Annotated in this window: 19 protein-coding genes; 6 read left to right on the top strand and 13 right to left on the bottom strand. The window is 66.0% G+C overall.

From position 1 onward, the window contains the following. Positions 1-29 precede the first annotated feature (29 nt). From pgsA to C7455_RS13350, 3 genes are read left to right on the top strand one after another with little or no spacing between them, the layout of a single operon-like run. Positions 30-695 carry a CDP-diacylglycerol--glycerol-3-phosphate 3-phosphatidyltransferase gene (gene pgsA / locus C7455_RS13360; protein ID WP_109669021.1) on the top strand — a complete coding sequence of 222 codons (666 nt, stop codon included), beginning with the start codon at positions 30-32 and terminating at the stop codon, positions 693-695. After that, a complete protein-coding gene (gene moaD / locus C7455_RS13355; RefSeq protein WP_109669019.1) occupies positions 692-943 on the top strand; it encodes a molybdopterin converting factor subunit 1 in 252 nt (83 codons plus the stop codon). The genes pgsA and moaD overlap by 4 nt, the downstream gene beginning before the upstream one ends. 10 nt (positions 944-953) lie before the next feature. Next, a complete protein-coding gene (locus C7455_RS13350; RefSeq protein ID WP_109669176.1) occupies positions 954-1409 on the top strand; it encodes a molybdenum cofactor biosynthesis protein MoaE in 456 nt (151 codons plus the stop codon). A gap of 111 nt (positions 1410-1520) precedes the next feature. Here the strand turns inward: C7455_RS13350 and C7455_RS13345 are convergent, their stop codons facing one another. From C7455_RS13345 to ubiA, 3 genes are all read right to left on the bottom strand, one after another. Further along, entirely contained in the window at positions 1521-1853 is a 333-nt protein-coding gene (locus C7455_RS13345) for a hypothetical protein (RefSeq protein ID WP_109669017.1), read from the bottom strand. After that, positions 1850-3823, bottom strand: coding sequence for an OmpA family protein (locus tag C7455_RS13340; protein WP_109669016.1), 1974 nt, complete (start codon positions 3821-3823; stop codon positions 1850-1852). The genes C7455_RS13345 and C7455_RS13340 overlap by 4 nt, the downstream gene beginning before the upstream one ends. Positions 3824-3891: 68 nt before the next feature. Beyond that, positions 3892-4854 (bottom strand): 4-hydroxybenzoate octaprenyltransferase, encoded by a 963-nt coding sequence (ubiA, locus tag C7455_RS13335; RefSeq protein ID WP_109669014.1) that lies wholly within the window; start codon positions 4852-4854, stop codon positions 3892-3894. 12 nt (positions 4855-4866) lie between these two features. Here ubiA and C7455_RS13330 point away from each other — a divergent pair, with 12 nt between their 5' ends. Genes C7455_RS13330 through C7455_RS13320 form a run of 3 tightly spaced genes read left to right on the top strand, consistent with a single transcriptional unit; the run spans position 4867 to position 7566 of the window. Next, positions 4867-5622, top strand: a complete 756-nt coding sequence (locus C7455_RS13330) for a 16S rRNA (uracil(1498)-N(3))-methyltransferase (protein WP_109669012.1) — start codon at positions 4867-4869, stop codon at positions 5620-5622. Further along, positions 5619-6140 carry a hypothetical protein gene (locus C7455_RS13325; RefSeq protein ID WP_109669010.1) on the top strand — a complete coding sequence of 174 codons (522 nt, stop codon included), beginning with the start codon at positions 5619-5621 and terminating at the stop codon, positions 6138-6140. The genes C7455_RS13330 and C7455_RS13325 overlap by 4 nt, the downstream gene beginning before the upstream one ends. Before the next feature lie 55 nt (positions 6141-6195). Then, positions 6196-7566, top strand: coding sequence for a glutamate--cysteine ligase (locus C7455_RS13320; protein ID WP_109669009.1), 1371 nt, complete (start codon positions 6196-6198; stop codon positions 7564-7566). 39 nt (positions 7567-7605) lie between these two features. Here C7455_RS13320 and C7455_RS13315 read toward each other — a convergent pair whose 3' ends face one another. From C7455_RS13315 to C7455_RS13270, 10 genes are all read right to left on the bottom strand, one after another. Continuing rightward, positions 7606-8277 (bottom strand): DUF805 domain-containing protein, encoded by a 672-nt coding sequence (locus C7455_RS13315; protein WP_109669007.1) that lies wholly within the window; start codon positions 8275-8277, stop codon positions 7606-7608. Positions 8278-8437: 160 nt separating this feature from the next. After that, positions 8438-8812 (bottom strand): DUF805 domain-containing protein, encoded by a 375-nt coding sequence (locus tag C7455_RS13310; RefSeq protein WP_109669005.1) that lies wholly within the window; start codon positions 8810-8812, stop codon positions 8438-8440. 148 nt (positions 8813-8960) lie between these two features. Next, the gene (plsY, locus tag C7455_RS13305; protein WP_170119082.1) at positions 8961-9575 is read right to left on the bottom strand and encodes a glycerol-3-phosphate 1-O-acyltransferase PlsY; all 615 of its coding nucleotides are present in this window, start codon (positions 9573-9575) and stop codon (positions 8961-8963) included. Beyond that, positions 9575-10858, bottom strand: a complete 1284-nt coding sequence (gene pyrC, locus C7455_RS13300) for a dihydroorotase (protein ID WP_109669001.1) — start codon at positions 10856-10858, stop codon at positions 9575-9577. The genes plsY and pyrC overlap by 1 nt, the downstream gene beginning before the upstream one ends. Beyond that, positions 10855-11481: a hypothetical protein gene (locus tag C7455_RS13295; RefSeq protein WP_109669000.1), complete on the bottom strand. Its 627-nt coding sequence runs from the start codon at positions 11479-11481 to the stop codon at positions 10855-10857. The genes pyrC and C7455_RS13295 overlap by 4 nt, the downstream gene beginning before the upstream one ends. After that, positions 11478-11930 (bottom strand): hypothetical protein, encoded by a 453-nt coding sequence (locus C7455_RS13290; protein ID WP_109668998.1) that lies wholly within the window; start codon positions 11928-11930, stop codon positions 11478-11480. Before C7455_RS13290 ends, C7455_RS13295 begins: the two co-directional genes overlap by 4 nt. After that, positions 11930-12433 carry a hypothetical protein gene (locus tag C7455_RS13285; RefSeq protein WP_109668996.1) on the bottom strand — a complete coding sequence of 168 codons (504 nt, stop codon included), beginning with the start codon at positions 12431-12433 and terminating at the stop codon, positions 11930-11932. The genes C7455_RS13290 and C7455_RS13285 overlap by 1 nt, the downstream gene beginning before the upstream one ends. Continuing rightward, on the bottom strand, positions 12430-12969 hold the full coding sequence (locus tag C7455_RS13280) for a hypothetical protein (RefSeq protein WP_109668995.1): 540 nt from the start codon (positions 12967-12969) through the stop codon (positions 12430-12432). Before C7455_RS13280 ends, C7455_RS13285 begins: the two co-directional genes overlap by 4 nt. Beyond that, positions 12966-13916 carry an aspartate carbamoyltransferase catalytic subunit gene (locus tag C7455_RS13275; RefSeq protein WP_109668993.1) on the bottom strand — a complete coding sequence of 317 codons (951 nt, stop codon included), beginning with the start codon at positions 13914-13916 and terminating at the stop codon, positions 12966-12968. The genes C7455_RS13280 and C7455_RS13275 overlap by 4 nt, the downstream gene beginning before the upstream one ends. Before the next feature lie 63 nt (positions 13917-13979). Beyond that, on the bottom strand, positions 13980-14432 hold the full coding sequence (locus C7455_RS13270; RefSeq protein WP_109668991.1) for a hypothetical protein: 453 nt from the start codon (positions 14430-14432) through the stop codon (positions 13980-13982). Positions 14433-14452: the final 20 nt, after the last annotated feature.

Raw genomic sequence — 14452 nt, 5'->3', positions numbered from 1 at the left:
CTGCCCCGCGCGCGCGTTACACCTTGTTCATGCGCTGGACCTTGCCAAACATCCTGACCGTCGCCCGGATGATCGCAGCCCCCATGGTGGGGCTGGTCTTTCTGGTCCTGCCTCGACCCTTTGCGGATTGGGTCGCGATGGTCCTGTTCCTGTCGGCCTCGCTCACCGACTATGTCGACGGCTACCTTGCCCGTGCCTGGAACCAGATCAGCCGCTTTGGCGCGATGCTGGACCCGATCGCCGACAAGGCGGTGGTGGTGATCGCACTGGCAGTTTTGCTGGGTGTCCATGGCATCACCGCCTGGACGCTGATCCCGGTCGTGGCCATCTTGTTCCGCGAGGTCTTCGTCTCGGGTCTACGGGAATTTCTTGGACATCAGGCCGGGACATTGAAGGTCACGCCGCTGGCGAAATGGAAAACCATGGTGCAGATGATTGCCATCACCATGCTGTTCGCATGGGGCCTGTTCGACCACTATTTCATCATGCAGACCTTCGGCATGAACGGGGCCATTGTGTCGGGCATCCTGAACGGCGACATTCCCGATAGCGTCGGGTTGATCTGGAAATACAACGGGCTCATGCTGACCTCATATGGCGGGCTGGTGCTGCTGTGGCTGGCGGCGGGGCTGACACTCGTCACCGGTCTGGACTATTTCCGCAAGGCGCTGCCCTTTCTAAGAGACCCGGCATGACATTGCAGATCCGCTATTTCGCCTGGATGCGCGAGCGAGTCGGCACCGCGACCGAGAGCATCGAGACAGAGGCCGCCACGGTGGCCGAGTTGATCGCCGAACTCAGCGCGCGAGACGAAGGCTATGCGTTGGCCTTTTCCGACATCGCCGCGATCCGGGCAGCGGTCGACCAGACCCTTGTCGACATGGATGCCAGCCTTGAGGGCGCGCGCGAGGTGGCGTTCTTTCCGCCGATGACCGGGGGTTAAGGCGATGGCCGTGCCGGTTCGGGTGCAACAGGACGCCTTCGACATGGGGGCAGAGCTGAACGCTTTTGCCTCACGGGTCACGGGGGCGGGGGCAGTGGTCAGCTTTTCGGGGATCACGCGCGATCTGGCGGGCGGTGGCCTGCAGGTGATGGAGATAGAGCATTTTCCCGGCATGACGGAAAAAGCGCTGGCCGACATCCGCGATCAGGCGATGGCCCGCTTCGGTCTGGTCGATGCGATGATCCTGCACCGCTTCGGCCGCCTCGGCCCCGCCGATCCGATCATGATGGTCGCCACCGCCGCGCGCCACCGCGCAGATGCCTTTGCGGGGGCTGAATTCCTGATGGACTACCTCAAATCCCGCGCGCCGTTCTGGAAGAAGGAAGTCACCGCCGGAGGCTCCGCTTGGGTCGCGGCCCGGGACGAGGACGAGGACGCGCTGGCACGCTGGCAGTCTCGGGCCTGACCGCGGCCTATCGTTGCGGTCCAGATACGCCGGTGTCGCGTCCCGGGTCCGGGCGACAATACCGATGGGCAAAGCCCCCAGCGCAGAGTGTCACCCGTGCGACTGCCCGTGTCATTCCTGCCGCTGGCTGATCCGCTCGATATAGACACGCATCTCTTCGGATTCATGCCGCGCCTCGCGCAGGCCATCCATTGCCGCGCGCAATTCCGCTTCTGTCTGGCTCAACTGCGCCGTCAGTTCCGCCTCGCGCTGCTGCAGGTAGGCGATGGCCTGATCGCGGGTTTCCTCGGCATCATGCAGCGCCTTCGCAAGCGCCTCCATCTCGTTGAGATCCGCGCTCGACACCTGGTTGAAGCGGGCCACCAGCCAATGCGCCAGCCATCCCAGCACAAAGGCCAGAAACAGGATGATGGCAATCACGATGATGAACTCGATCCGGTTCATTGGTTGTCTTCCTGTGTTTCCGCCTCGGCGGCCGCCTCGAGCACGCTGGCCGGGCGGGGGAGGGGCCGGGTCGTTGCCGTCATGGCCCCGTCGCCGGTTTCGTCGATCACCTCTTCGTCCTCTGCCGTGGCATCGCCATCCGCGCCGACAGTTCCCCCCGCCAGCAGCCGGAATTCGATGCGGCGGTTCTGCTCGCGGCCCTCTTCCGTCTCGTTCGAGGCGATGGGGCGGGTTTCGCCATAGCCCTGCGCGACAAGGTTGGACACCAGCACGTTGCGCGCCAGCAGGCCGTTCAGCACCGCATCGGCGCGCGACTGGCTGAGGTTGAGGTTCATCTCGTCTCGGCCTTGGCTGTCGGTATGGCCGCTGATTTCCATCCGGACATGGCGGCAATCGGGTAGCACTTGCGCGATCCGGTCCAGAACGCGCCCGGCCGCCTGGTTGATCTCGACCGAACCGGGATCGAAGGTGATCTTGCCCTCGGCCTGAATCTCCTGGATCCGCGCCACGCATTGTTCGGGGGTCAGTTGCGAGGCGACCGGATCGAGCGATTCCTCGTAGCTGACCTCCAGATCGAAGGCCGCCGCTTGCCCCAGTTCCTCGGTCAAAAGACGCGTCAGGTCCGAAATGGCTTCGGAATTGCCTGTCTGGCCGCGCAGCAGGAGCGTGTCGGGTTCCAGCGTCATGGTTCCGTCATGCAGCATCGACAGCGCTTGCAGCCCCGCCATGGCCCGGACCGACCAGCCTTCGGGCAGATCTTCGACCGACCGGGTTGCGATATCGGTCCGGGCCGCGCCGAACAGCGCGCGGGCATAGGCTTCTACCGAGCGGCCGACAGGTCCTTCGGGCAGGCGTCCGCGCAACCGCACCTGGCCGTCATCGGCCAGCGTGGCGATGAACCGAGCCGGCCCTGTACTGACGGTGCCACCGTCGGCCCGCTGTTCGGGCAAAATTCCCTGCAACGAGAAGACGCCCGGCAGGGCTGCACCCAACTCGCCAATGACCCTGTCGAATTCGTCCTGTCCGATCCCCTCCGCCGCGATGAAGGTCACGTCGGCATCGGAAAAGGCGATCGTTCCAGCACCCAAACTTGCCAGCGCCCTGATCCCGCTGATCACGGCGTCGGCCCATTGCGGCGATGGCACGCCCAGACCGATCTGGCAGGTCAAGAGCCCCTCGGCGCCGGCGGCCGCGGCGGCGGCGATGATCCGGTTTCGTGCCTCAAGCGTGTCGGCGGTGCAGGTCTCGAACCGCGCGCCTTCGGCGTCGATGGCAAAGCGCAGGACAAACGGCGTGACCACCGGGCGGGGCGCGGAGATGTCGAGGATGACTGTCACCCCCTGCGGCTGGCCCCGCTCCAGCGTCGCCAGAAAGCGCGCGCGTTGTTCAGCGCTTTCGCTGATCGCCTGCACTTCGACCCGATTGGCATAGACCGTCACCTTGGACCGGGGCAGTTCCTGCAGCGCGCGCAGCCCGTAGTCCAAGGCGATCGTCCATGTCTCGGGAACCGGGAAGTCCGCGGTTTCGACCAGATTGGCGACGTCGCCACCATTGGCGATCCCGGCGATGGCGGCATTGATCGGATCGAGCCCGGTTTCGGCAGGCACAAGGCCGATCACCTGAATGCCGGTGGGGGTGCGCAGCACGTCGACCGAGAACCGTGGCGGGGTGGCGGCATCGCGGCGGGCGATCTCGATCCGGTTGACCACGCGATCCGCGTCGATGATCGCTCCGGCCCGGCTGGCCGCCCGAAAGGCCGAAGCCTCGCTTGGGGCGGTGCCGTCCAGATAGACCTGAAGACCATTGGCCGACACCTCGGCCCAGCCCATGCCACCCTCATGCAGCACCTGCTCGATCGTCTCGACCGAGCGGTTCTCCATCGCCAGTGCAAGAAAGCCGGCGGTCACCACGGCAAGCGCCCCCGCCAGAGCGAAGGAGCCGGTCGCAATGAAGGTCTGGATGCGGATCATGTACCGTTTCGTCCGGGCCTGTCGAAAGGCGTTGCAGTCGGGTTACAGGCTTGGTGGACCGGGTTCAATCAGACCAGCGCCGCAGTGGCGAAAAACAGCGCAGGGATCAGGCCGGTGTCGCGGTTCGAGCGGAAGAGCCGCAAGCAGACCGCCCCGTCGTCGATATCGAGCCGTTGCAATTGCCACAACATGTGCCAGCCCATGCCCCAGATCCCCGCCAGCGCCAGCGCGAGCGCCAGAACCGACGCCTCGGACAGGGCCATCAGGACCGCGAGCCCCATCAGCAGCACGGTTGCCACAAGAAAGCCGCGCAGCCAGAGCTTGGTGTTGTCGGCAAACAGGCGGGCAGTGGATTTGACCCCGATCAGCGCGTCATCCTCGCGGTCCTGATGGGCGTAGATGGTGTCGTAGAACAGCGTCCATGAGATGCCCGCCAGGTAGAGCACGACAGCCGGCCAGCCGAGGCTGCCCGATTGCGCAGTCCACAAGAGCAGCGCGCCCCAGTTGAAGGCAAGGCCAAGGAACACCTGCGGCCACCAGGTGAATCGCTTGGCGAAGGGGTAGATGGCAACGGTGGCCAGCGAGGCGATGCCCAACAAGATGGCGTTGAGGTTGAAGGTGAGCAGGATCAGGAATGCGACCAGCGCTTGGGCCACCAGCCAGACAAGCGCCTGTTTCACGCTGACCTGACCCGACGGGATAGGGCGCGAGCGGGTGCGCGCGACCTGTCCGTCGATGTCGCGGTCGGTGATGTCGTTCCAGGTGCAGCCCGCACCGCGCATCAGGAAGGCCCCAAGGCCCGACCCTGCAAAGAGCCAGAGGTCGAAGGCACCGAGTCCGGACCCGCTGGAAGCCGCAGCAAGAAACAGCGCCCACCAGCAGGGCAAAAGCAGCAGCCATGTGCCGATGGGCCGGTCGGCGCGGCTCAGCCGCAGATAGGGGCGCGTGGTCGCGGGGGCCAGCCGGTCGACCCAGTTGCCGCGAACGGCATCCGCCACCTGCCCCTCTGGCGTTTCGCGGGCCTCGCTCATAGTCTGCCCCTCATGTCGGACCGTCCCAAGATACGCCTCTGTGTAGACCAGCCTTTGGGGGCGGGGCAAACGGTTGACCTGTCGCGGGATCACGCAAACTACCTGTTCAACGTCATGCGGCTGGGGCCGGGCGCCGAGGTGGCGCTGTTCAACGGGCGCGATGGCGAATGGCGTGGGCGCGTGGCCGCGGCGGGCAAGCGCGGCGGAAGCCTAGTGTGCGAAGGCCAGACCGCGCCGCTGATGCTGCCGCCGGACCTTTGGCTGCTGTTTGCGCCGATCAAGAAGGCGCGCACGGATTTCATCGTGGAAAAGGCGACCGAGATGGGCGTCGCGCGCATCTTGCCGGTTCAAACCGAATTCACCAATTCCGAACGCATCCGGCAGGACCGGTTGCAGGCCCATGCGGTGGAGGCGGCCGAGCAATGCGGCGGGACCTTCGTGCCCGAGGTCTGCGATCTGCAACGGCTTGAAACTGTGCTGGCGGACTGGCCGGAAGGGCGGCGGTTGATCCTGTGCGACGAGGGCCGAGCGGGACGATCCGCGACCTTGCCGGAGCTTGTCGCGGCCGAGGCTGCCCGGGAGGGGCAGGGCGCGGGCTGGGCCATCCTGATCGGGCCGGAGGGCGGGTTTTCGCAAGCCGAGCGGGCGCGGTTGCACGCATTGCCTTTCGTGGTGCCCATCGCCTTGGGGCCGCGCATCCTGCGCGCCGATACGGCGGCGGTCGCGGCGCTGACGCTTTTCCAGACCAGCTTGGGGGACTGGACATGAGCGGTTTTCTGCGCCCCGAGGTGGTGGCGCTGCTGGTGCGCTGGCGCGAGGTGATCGGGGCCTGTGCCGTCGTCGTGCTGGGCCTCTGGATCGCGGCCAGCCCCGGCCCTATCGTGCAGGGCTTCGGCTATGTGCTGGCGGTCGTGGCGGCGCTGGCGCTGATCCCGGCTGTGCGCCGTGCGCGCTTTGCGTCCGACGGGCAGGGGCCGGGCGTGGTGCAGGTGATCGAGGGGCGCATTCTCTACATGGGGCCGTTGACGGGCGGGGCGGTTTCGCTGGGCGACCTGACCGCGCTGGCCGTGCGGCGCGATCCCGACGGCACCGCCGCATGGCTTTTGACCGAACCGGGGCAAGTGTTGATGGTGCCTGTCGATGCCGCGGGGGCCGATGTGCTGTTCGATGCGTTCACCACCCTGCCCGGTCTGGGTGCCCAACGCCTGCTGGCGGCGCGGCAGGGATCGCGCAGTGGCGAACAGGTGCTGTGGCGGCGCGCGTCGCCTCTGGCCTTGACACGATAGAGCCCTCGGGCCACGTCTCGGCCGCGACACATCCCCGAACGCGAAAGAACCACCCATGTCCATCCCCCAGTCCGGCGGCGGCCCGATCGAGCATCAAGATCAGCTGGCCGAATACCTCGCCTCGGGCTGCAAGCCCAAGGAAGACTGGCGGATCGGCACCGAACATGAGAAGTTCGGCTATTGCCGCGACACGCTGAACCCGCTGCCCTATGACGGCGACCGCTCGATCAAGGCGGTGCTGGAAGGGTTGCAGGAGCGCTTCGCGTGGGAGCCGGTGCTGGAAGGCGGCACCATCATCGGCCTGACCAAGGATGGCGCGAATGTCAGTCTGGAACCCGGCGGACAGCTCGAACTGTCCGGCGCGCCGCTGGAGACCATCCACCAGACCTGCGACGAGGTGAACGAGCACCTGCGCGAGGTGCGCGAGGTCGCAGACCGCATCGGAGTGGAGTTCATCGGTCTGGGCGCCGCGCCGATCTGGCGGCACGAGGACATGCCGCTCATGCCCAAGGGGCGCTACAAGCTGATGGACGGCTACATGCAGACCGTCGGCACCATGGGCACCACGATGATGCGGCGCACCTGCACGGTGCAGGTGAACCTTGATTTCGGGTCCGAGGCGGACATGGTGCAGAAGATGCGCGTGGCGCTGGCCCTGCAACCGGTGGCGACCGCACTTTTCGCCAATTCGCCCTTTCTCGACGGCAAGCCCAACGGGCACAAGTCCTGGCGGGCCCGCGTCTGGCGCGACCTTGATCCCGCGCGCACCGGCATGCTGCCCTTCGTCTTCGAAAGCGGATTCGGGTTCGAGGCTTGGGTCGACTACGTCCTCGATGTGCCGATGTATTTCGTCTACCGCGACGGCAAATACATCAACGCGCTTGGCCAGTCCTTCCGCGATTTCCTGAAAGGGCAACTGCCTGCCCTGCCCGGTGAAATCCCCACGCTGAGCGACTGGGCCGATCACATGACAACCGTGTTCCCTGAGGCGCGGGTGAAAAAATACATCGAGATGCGCGGTGCCGATGGCGGCCCTTGGCGGCGCCTGTGCGCTTTGCCGGCGTTTTGGGTGGGGCTGATGTATGATCAGACCGCGCTGGATGCGGCCTGGGATCTGGTCAAGGGCTGGGATGCGGAAACGCGCGATGCGTTGCGCGTGGCAGCCTCGATCGACGGGTTGCAGGCGCGGGTCGGCGGCGTCGACATGCATGCGCTGGCGCGTGAGGTGGTGTCCATCGCCGAGGCGGGGCTGAAGGCCCGCGCGCGCCCCGGTGCCGATGGCCTGATCCCCGACGAGACGCATTTCCTCAACGCGCTGAAAGACAGCGTGGAAACGGGCCGGGTTCCCGCCGACGAATTGCTCGAGGCCTATCGCGGCGAATGGGCCGGTGATCTGAGCCGCATCTATGACGCCTACAAATACTGAGCCTTCAGGCCCGGCGGGCCTTGGGCTCAAATTGCTCCGTCAAACCCGGCGCGCTTTAGGCGCGACATTCTTGCGGTAATATTCTGCGATCTCGGCCCGGCGCGCGGCCTCGCGGGCGGCGCGCTCCTCGGGCTCAATGGCTTGCGCAAAGGCCGGGTGATCGGGCGTGCGGCGCTTGCGGCCTTTGATTGGATCGGGACCAAAGCGGTTCGTGCCTTGTGTGCCGGGCAGGCATAGCACCACGAGAAACCAGAGGCTTGCGATCACCGGCAAGCACAAGATCAAGAGCATCAGCGAGAGACCCGCTGCATTGCCCATGGCTGCCGCCACGATCCCGCCAGCAATCCCGGCCAGAACAGCCACGCCCAGCGGCATGAAGAAAAACCAACCGCTGCGGTTGGTGTCGTGCAGGCGGCGGACGGTCACCGCCAATTGCGGCAACCATGCGAACACGATGTAAGCGACGGCCGCATAGGCGGTGTAGGTGAGCATCTGGTCGCTTTCTTTCAACCAGGCGTTCAGGCGTACAGGGTCCTGCAGGGCCTCGATGAATTCTGGATCGCGCCACAACACGGCAATGAACCCGAATTGCACCGCCATACCGGCCAGCACGAGGAACAGGAAAAACCACCAGTATTCCGCGCGCCGCGCGCGGCCCGAGAAATTCAGGATGTTGATGTAGCAACTGATCACTGCCGAAATGGGACCCATGCGACCTTACCTTGCGTGCGCCTGCTTGCGCGGTGTGATCGCGGGGCAAAGCGGCAGAAGCGGGGCCAAGGTTTGAAAATACTGGGATCGGCTGCCCATAGACGACAAAAAAGCCCCGCGCGAACCTTGGTCCGGCGGGGCTTTGCGGTAGATCGTGCACTCAGGCGGCGGCGTAGCGCCCCGAGGCCAGAGGGTCGGAGCCGAAGCGGTTCGGACCTTCGGTGCCACGCTGCACGAACCAGTAGATGATCAAGATGAAGCCGAGCAGGGGGATGAACGCAACAAGGATCCACCACCCCGATTTGTCGAGGTCATGCATGCGGCGCACCGACACCGAAAGGGCCGGAAGAAGCAGGCCGAGCGCCCAGATGATCGACAAGGCCGGCACTCCGATGATGGCGGTGTCGATAATGTTGAGGATGATCGAGCCGATAAAGTTGAACAGCACGAACCACCAGTATTCCGAGCGCTGCGCGCGACCCGAGAAGGTGGCATATTTTCCGAGACAGGTGCGGACGGACGTCATGAAATCCATAGAATAATCCTCTTTTTGGTGTAGTCCGGGTTGATGCTGGCGACATGTCCTTTCGCCGGTGTGGCCAAAGGGTGCACGTCCGGTTCGGGGTGACGCAACGGAAAACATGCGTCGGTAAGGAAAACCGCCGCGCTCTGCCGCGTCTTGCTCAGGGCTTGGGCTTTTTCCCGATCCGCGGCTCCGTCCCGGCGATCAGCCGGCGGATATTGCCTGCATGGCGCAGGAAAATCAGGACGCCCAGCAGCACCAGAAGCGCCACCGCATCGCCCCGCCCAAGAGCCAGCGCCGCGACAGGGGCCAGCGCGGCGGCGACCAGCCCCGCCAGCGACGAGATGCGCGCCAGCGCAGCGACCACCACCCAGATCGCGCAAGCGGCAAGCCCCACGGGCCACGATAGCGCGAGGATCGTGCCAAAGAACGTCGCCACCCCTTTGCCGCCCTTGAATCGCAGGAACACCGGGTAGCAATGCCCGAGGAAGGCGGCGAAGCCCGCCAATTGCCCCGCATCCTCGGCCAGCGTCGCGCGCGCGACCAGCACCGCAAGGCCCGCCTTGCCCGCATCGAGGATCAGCGTCAGCGCTGCAGCCAGCTTGTTGCCGGTGCGCAAGACATTCGTCGCGCCGATATTGCCCGACCCGATCTGGCGCAGATCGCCCAGCCCCATCGCGCGTGTCACCACGATGCCGAAGGGCACCGATCCCAGCAGGTAGGCCAGCACCGCCGTCAGCGCCAGAAGCGCGGGCACCGTCTCGATTGCAGGGATCATATCGCCGTCTCCCGCGCGCGGTCATAAACCACGGCGCCATCCACCCATGTCCGCAGCACGCGGCCTTGCATCCGCTGACCGTCGAAGGGCGTGTTCTTGGATTTCGAATATAGCCCGAAGCGGTCGAGGATATAGGGCACATCCGGGTCGAAGAGCACCAGATCGGCGGGCGCGCCGGGCGAGAGACGCCCGCCCTCCAGCCCCAGCCGTCGGGCCGGGTTCAGCGCCAGCGCGCGGAACAGCGCGGGCAGGTCCAGCGCCTCGGCATGGACAAGGCGCAGGGCGGCGGGCAGCAGGGTTTCCAGCCCTACCGCGCCCGAAGCCGCGGCCTCGTAGGGCAGGCGCTTGCTTTCCTCGTCTTGCGGCGTGTGCATGGAGCAGATGATGTCGATCTTCCCGTCGCGGACGGCCTCGACCATGGCCTGCCGGTCGTCCTCGTCGCGCAAGGGTGGCTTGACCTTGAAGAAGGTGCGGTAGTCGCCGACGTCGAGCGCGTTCAGCGTCAGGTGATGGATCGAGATGCCGGCGGTCACGTCGAGGCCAGCGGCCTTGGCGCGGGCGAGGGCCGGAAGCGCGGCGGCAGTGGTGATCTGGTCGGCGTGGTAGCGCACGCCCGTCATCTCGACCAAGGCCAGATCCCGCTCCAGCCCCATGCGCTCGGCCATGGGCGAGACGGCGGGCAAGCCGCGGAGCGAGGCGAACTTGCCGCTCGTGACGGCGGCGCCTGCGCTCAGCCCCGGGTCTTGCGGGTGGCCCACGATCAGCGCGCCGAGCGAGCGGGCATAGGTCATGCAGCGCGACAGCACCTTCGGATCGGTGCAGACGGCATCGCCATCGGAAAAGGCCACGGCGCCCGCATCGAGCAGGAAGCCGATCTCGGTCATCTCGCGGCCGTGACGGGCGCGGGTCAGGGCGGCCATTGGCCGGACCTTGACGCCTGCATCCTGTTGCGCGCGGCGGGTGACGAATTCCAGCACCTCGGGTGTGTCGATGGGCGTGGCGGTGTCGGGCCGCGTGACCATGGTAGTCACACCCCCCGCCGCCGCCGAGCGGCCCGCCGTGCGGAAGCTTTCCTTGTGCCGCTCGCCCGGTTCGCCGATCTTGACGCCGATGTCTACGATGCCCGGCGCAAGACAGGCCCCGCCGCAGTCGATGCCGCCCGCGCGCGGGCCCGCGCCAGTCTCGGCGATGCGCCCGCCCTCGATGCGGAGCCAGCCCAGCGTCTCGGTCCCCGCCTCGGGGTCGATCAGGCGGGCGTTGCGGAGCAGCGCGTTGGTCATGGGGTCCCGTCCTCTTGCATGTCGCACGTGGCGGCAGTCGTGGCCGCCTGCCGATCCCGGATCATCCGCCAGACCTTGCGCGCCTCGGTGATATGGCGAAAGCCGGTCTTGACGGTCGTGCTGCCCCCCAGCCGGTTGCGAGATTTGTGCGGGCCGGGGGCGCGGCGCGGCATGTGGTGGGTCACGCTGCCGAAGTTCACGTCGCCGGGGCTGCCGTCGACCAGTTCCAACGCGGCCATGTCGGCGATCGGGTACCTGTCGAGCTTTCGTCGCCCGAAGATGTCGGTGGCGACGAAGGCATGGCGATCGGTCAGCGTGTACCATGTCCCCCGCCGCCGCCGCGCGTCCCAAAACAGATGGCCCACCAGCATGTAGAGGCCGATGGCCAGAAAGGGCAGCCCGCCGAGAGGGAAGAACAGGCGGAACAGGATCGGAGCGTCGATCGAGGCGACGATCCAGACGGCGACCGAGATCCAGACCGTCGAAAAGGCGGTGAAGATGATCCCGATGGGCAAGCGGCCGCTGATCATGTCGCGCCACACGATGTCGGGCACCGGCTGGCCCTGCCACAAGATCGTCTCGCCCGGCTCGAGGATGCCGTCCCAGCCCGATCCTTGCGTCATGGCCGCCCCCGTGCGGCATCGATCCGCGCCTTCACGGCCTGTGCATCGGCCTGATATTTCAGCAAGTGCTTGTCGCCCGCTACAGTCACGACCTGCACGGCGGAAAAGATCGTGTTGACCTGCGCGATGTTCTCCAGCGCGACGGCGCGCGGGCCGGGGCCCAGCAGGCGGCGGTCGGTCAGGTCCCAGCGCATCTTGGTCTCATCCGACGACAGGTAGAGCGACCGGACGCCGATGGCGAAGAGGCCGCCGACCGCGCCCGTCCAGACATGCTCGTTGCCGAGCGCCCAGAGGATGCCCATACCCGCCGCCATGGCGATGACGGCGAGCCACGCATTCTCGCGCCAATAGGTCGCGCGGTCGGGGGTGAAACTCGTCACGACCCGTTCGTCCGTCTCCAGCGGAGTTTGCGGGGTGAAGATGCTGCGCGTGGGCAAGTGGTCATCCATCACGTCACCAGTATCAGCACGATCAGGGCCAGAACCGCCAGCGCCCCAAGCACCCAGATCAGCGAACCGCGCCGCTTGGGCGCAGGGCGTAGTGTGGGGGCCGGATGGGGCATGGTCAGGACATCGGCCTTGGGCAACTCTGCCACATGATCCGCGCTCGCAAGCGGCACAGAGGCGATCAACGTGGCCTGCTTGCCCGGCGCGGGTTCCTCGGACAGGGCGCGTTCGGGCACCAAGAGGACATGGCCCTTGAGCGCGTTGATCTTGCGCTGGGCCTGCGGAGGGATTGCTTCGGGCGCGAAGGCCATGGTGATGTAATCGGACAGCGCCATGTCGCCCAGATCGCGGACGGGGAACAGCTCGATCTCTCCGGTGTCCACCTCGGCCCCAAGCCAATCGGTCAGGGGCGGCAGGTCGGGCGCCAACCCCTCGGCCCGCGTCAGGTGCGTGTGGCGCAGGTCGGGCGCAACTGTGACGGCGAAGATGTGGAGGGTGTCGGTCACGCGATGTCGCCCCGGATGATACGTTGGGCGAGGTCATAGACCGTCTTGGCATCATCAAGCGCCCGGAAGGTGAAGGACCGGTCCTCACCGCTCCAGAGCGTGAAGCTCAACAATAGCGCCAAGGGCGGGACCGTCGGTCCGAAGGTGACCCGTCCGTTTCGTCCGTCTTGAAACGACATCGTCAGGGTGTCGGTCAGCGGTTGTTGCCGAAAATATGCGTCGAAGGCCGACCTTGCGATCAGGGCGCGCTTGTTCGTCAGCGCATAGGCCGTCCGACTGCGGACATGGCGGTCGTACACGAAGCGCTCGATGAGAATGTAGAGACCTGCGAGCAGCAACAGGAACGGGATCGCGGAAAAACCGCCGGAGGAAGCAACGCGGCCGAAAAACATCAACGCGACGAAGGCTGTCCAGACCACTGCGAAGGGAATCAGGAACGCATCGATTTTGCGCAGCACCAACAACCGCGTCGAGGGCCGCCCCTCCCAGATCACGCGCTCGCCCGATGCCAAGTAGCTGGACCAGCCGTCGCTCATGGGGCCCCCTTCTCCCGCCGCTCCCGCAGGTTCTCGGCCAAAAGCTCCATCGCCGCCATCCGCACCGCGACGCCCATCTCGACCTGTTCCTGAATGACGGAGCGGTTGATGTCGTCCGCGATGGTCCCGTCGATCTCCACCCCTCGGTTCATCGGGCCGGGGTGCATCACGATGGCGTCAGACTTGGCGTGGGCCAGTTTCTCGGCGTTCAGCCCGAAGCGGTGGAAATATTCGCGCTCCGACGGGATGAAGGCACCGTCCATCCGTTCCTTCTGAAGCCGCAGCATCATCACCACGTCCGCGCCCTTCAGCCCCTCGGCCATGTCCCCATAGACCTCCACGCCCCATTCGGCGGCGCCTGCGGGGATCAGCGTGGGCGGGCCGATCAGGCGGATGCGGTTTTCCATCTTGCCCAGAAGGTGGATGTTGGACCGCGCGACGCGGCTGTGCGCGATGTCGCCGCAGATCGCGATGACAAGGCGGTGGATGCGCCCCTTGGCGCGTTTGATCGTCAGCGCATCGAGCAGCGCCTGCGTAGGGTGTTCATGCCGCCCGTCGCCCGCGTTCAACACGGCGCAATTCACCTTGTCGGCCAGCAGTTTCACCGCGCCGGAATGCGGGTGGCGGACAACCAGCAGATCGGGGTGCATCGCGTTCAGCGTCAGCGCGGTGTCGATCAGTGTCTCGCCCTTTTTGAGCGAGCTTGCCGCCATCGCCATGTTCATCACATCCGCGCCCAGCCGCTTGCCCGCGATCTCGAAGCTGGCTTGCGTGCGGGTGGAGGCCTCGAAGAACATGTTGATCTGCGTCAGGCCCTTGAGCGGCTGCCCGTGCTGCCGGCTGCCGCGCTCGGCCTCGGCATGCACATTGGCACGGTCGAGCAGCATCGTGATTTCAAGCGGGTGCAGATCCTCGATCCCCAACAGATGCGTCTGGCTGAATTTCATCGGTCCGCCCCGGGCTTGCGCGTTCCCCGCTTATAGGTGCGCGCAGGGCGGGGCGGCAAGGCATCAGACCCTGCGCAGATGCGCGTTGATGTCTTGCCCTTGCCTGTTCCGGTGGCGGGTGCGGTATAGAACCTTGGCGACCCAGCTCATGTAGCCGGTGGCCCAACTGCAATCGATCACGATACGGTCGGTCCAGACGCACCCCTCACCGTCCGGGGTGACGGTCAGGGTATGGTCCCATTGCCGGATCATCCAGCCGAACTCCCGGCTTTGGGCGGTGCGCGCCACCGGGTCGACGCGTTCGACATGCACCTGATAATTCGGGTTGCGCATGATGCCCCAGACCGTGACGTTGAGGGTGTAGGTCCGCCCCTCCTCCATCGACCCTTGCGGCATGTCCTTGTAGACGGCCACGCCGCGCGTCGCCTCGGCCATTGCTGCAAAGCAGATTGCGTCGGCAAAGACGGCGTCGGCCGAGCGGGAATAATGCGCGGAAACGGTCAGTTCGGTGGGCATGGCGGCACCCTGTCACCCCT

Source organism: Roseicyclus mahoneyensis (genome assembly GCF_003148775.1).
Lineage (GTDB): Bacteria > Pseudomonadota > Alphaproteobacteria > Rhodobacterales > Rhodobacteraceae > Roseicyclus > Roseicyclus mahoneyensis.
This window is presented reverse-complemented; position numbering and strand designations above follow the sequence as displayed.

Excerpts from the sequence above, each read along its gene's own strand:
- pgsA (WP_109669021.1), top strand. The coding sequence starts at position 30 with ATGCGCTGGACCTTGCCAAACATCCTGACCGTCGCCCGGATGATCGCA.
- moaD (WP_109669019.1), top strand. The coding sequence starts at position 692 with ATGACATTGCAGATCCGCTATTTCGCCTGGATGCGCGAGCGAGTCGGC.
- C7455_RS13345 (WP_109669017.1), bottom strand. The coding sequence starts at position 1,853 with ATGAACCGGATCGAGTTCATCATCGTGATTGCCATCATCCTGTTTCTG.
- C7455_RS13340 (WP_109669016.1), bottom strand. The coding sequence starts at position 3,823 with ATGATCCGCATCCAGACCTTCATTGCGACCGGCTCCTTCGCTCTGGCG.
- ubiA (WP_109669014.1), bottom strand. The coding sequence starts at position 4,854 with ATGAGCGAGGCCCGCGAAACGCCAGAGGGGCAGGTGGCGGATGCCGTT.
- C7455_RS13330 (WP_109669012.1), top strand. The coding sequence starts at position 4,867 with ATGTCGGACCGTCCCAAGATACGCCTCTGTGTAGACCAGCCTTTGGGG.
- C7455_RS13325 (WP_109669010.1), top strand. The coding sequence starts at position 5,619 with ATGAGCGGTTTTCTGCGCCCCGAGGTGGTGGCGCTGCTGGTGCGCTGG.
- C7455_RS13320 (WP_109669009.1), top strand. The coding sequence starts at position 6,196 with ATGTCCATCCCCCAGTCCGGCGGCGGCCCGATCGAGCATCAAGATCAG.
- C7455_RS13315 (WP_109669007.1), bottom strand. The coding sequence starts at position 8,277 with ATGGGTCCCATTTCGGCAGTGATCAGTTGCTACATCAACATCCTGAAT.
- C7455_RS13310 (WP_109669005.1), bottom strand. The coding sequence starts at position 8,812 with ATGGATTTCATGACGTCCGTCCGCACCTGTCTCGGAAAATATGCCACC.
- pyrC (WP_109669001.1), bottom strand. The coding sequence starts at position 10,858 with ATGACCAACGCGCTGCTCCGCAACGCCCGCCTGATCGACCCCGAGGCG.
- C7455_RS13295 (WP_109669000.1), bottom strand. The coding sequence starts at position 11,481 with ATGACGCAAGGATCGGGCTGGGACGGCATCCTCGAGCCGGGCGAGACG.
- C7455_RS13290 (WP_109668998.1), bottom strand. The coding sequence starts at position 11,930 with ATGGATGACCACTTGCCCACGCGCAGCATCTTCACCCCGCAAACTCCG.
- C7455_RS13280 (WP_109668995.1), bottom strand. The coding sequence starts at position 12,969 with ATGAGCGACGGCTGGTCCAGCTACTTGGCATCGGGCGAGCGCGTGATC.
- C7455_RS13275 (WP_109668993.1), bottom strand. The coding sequence starts at position 13,916 with ATGAAATTCAGCCAGACGCATCTGTTGGGGATCGAGGATCTGCACCCG.
- C7455_RS13270 (WP_109668991.1), bottom strand. The coding sequence starts at position 14,432 with ATGCCCACCGAACTGACCGTTTCCGCGCATTATTCCCGCTCGGCCGAC.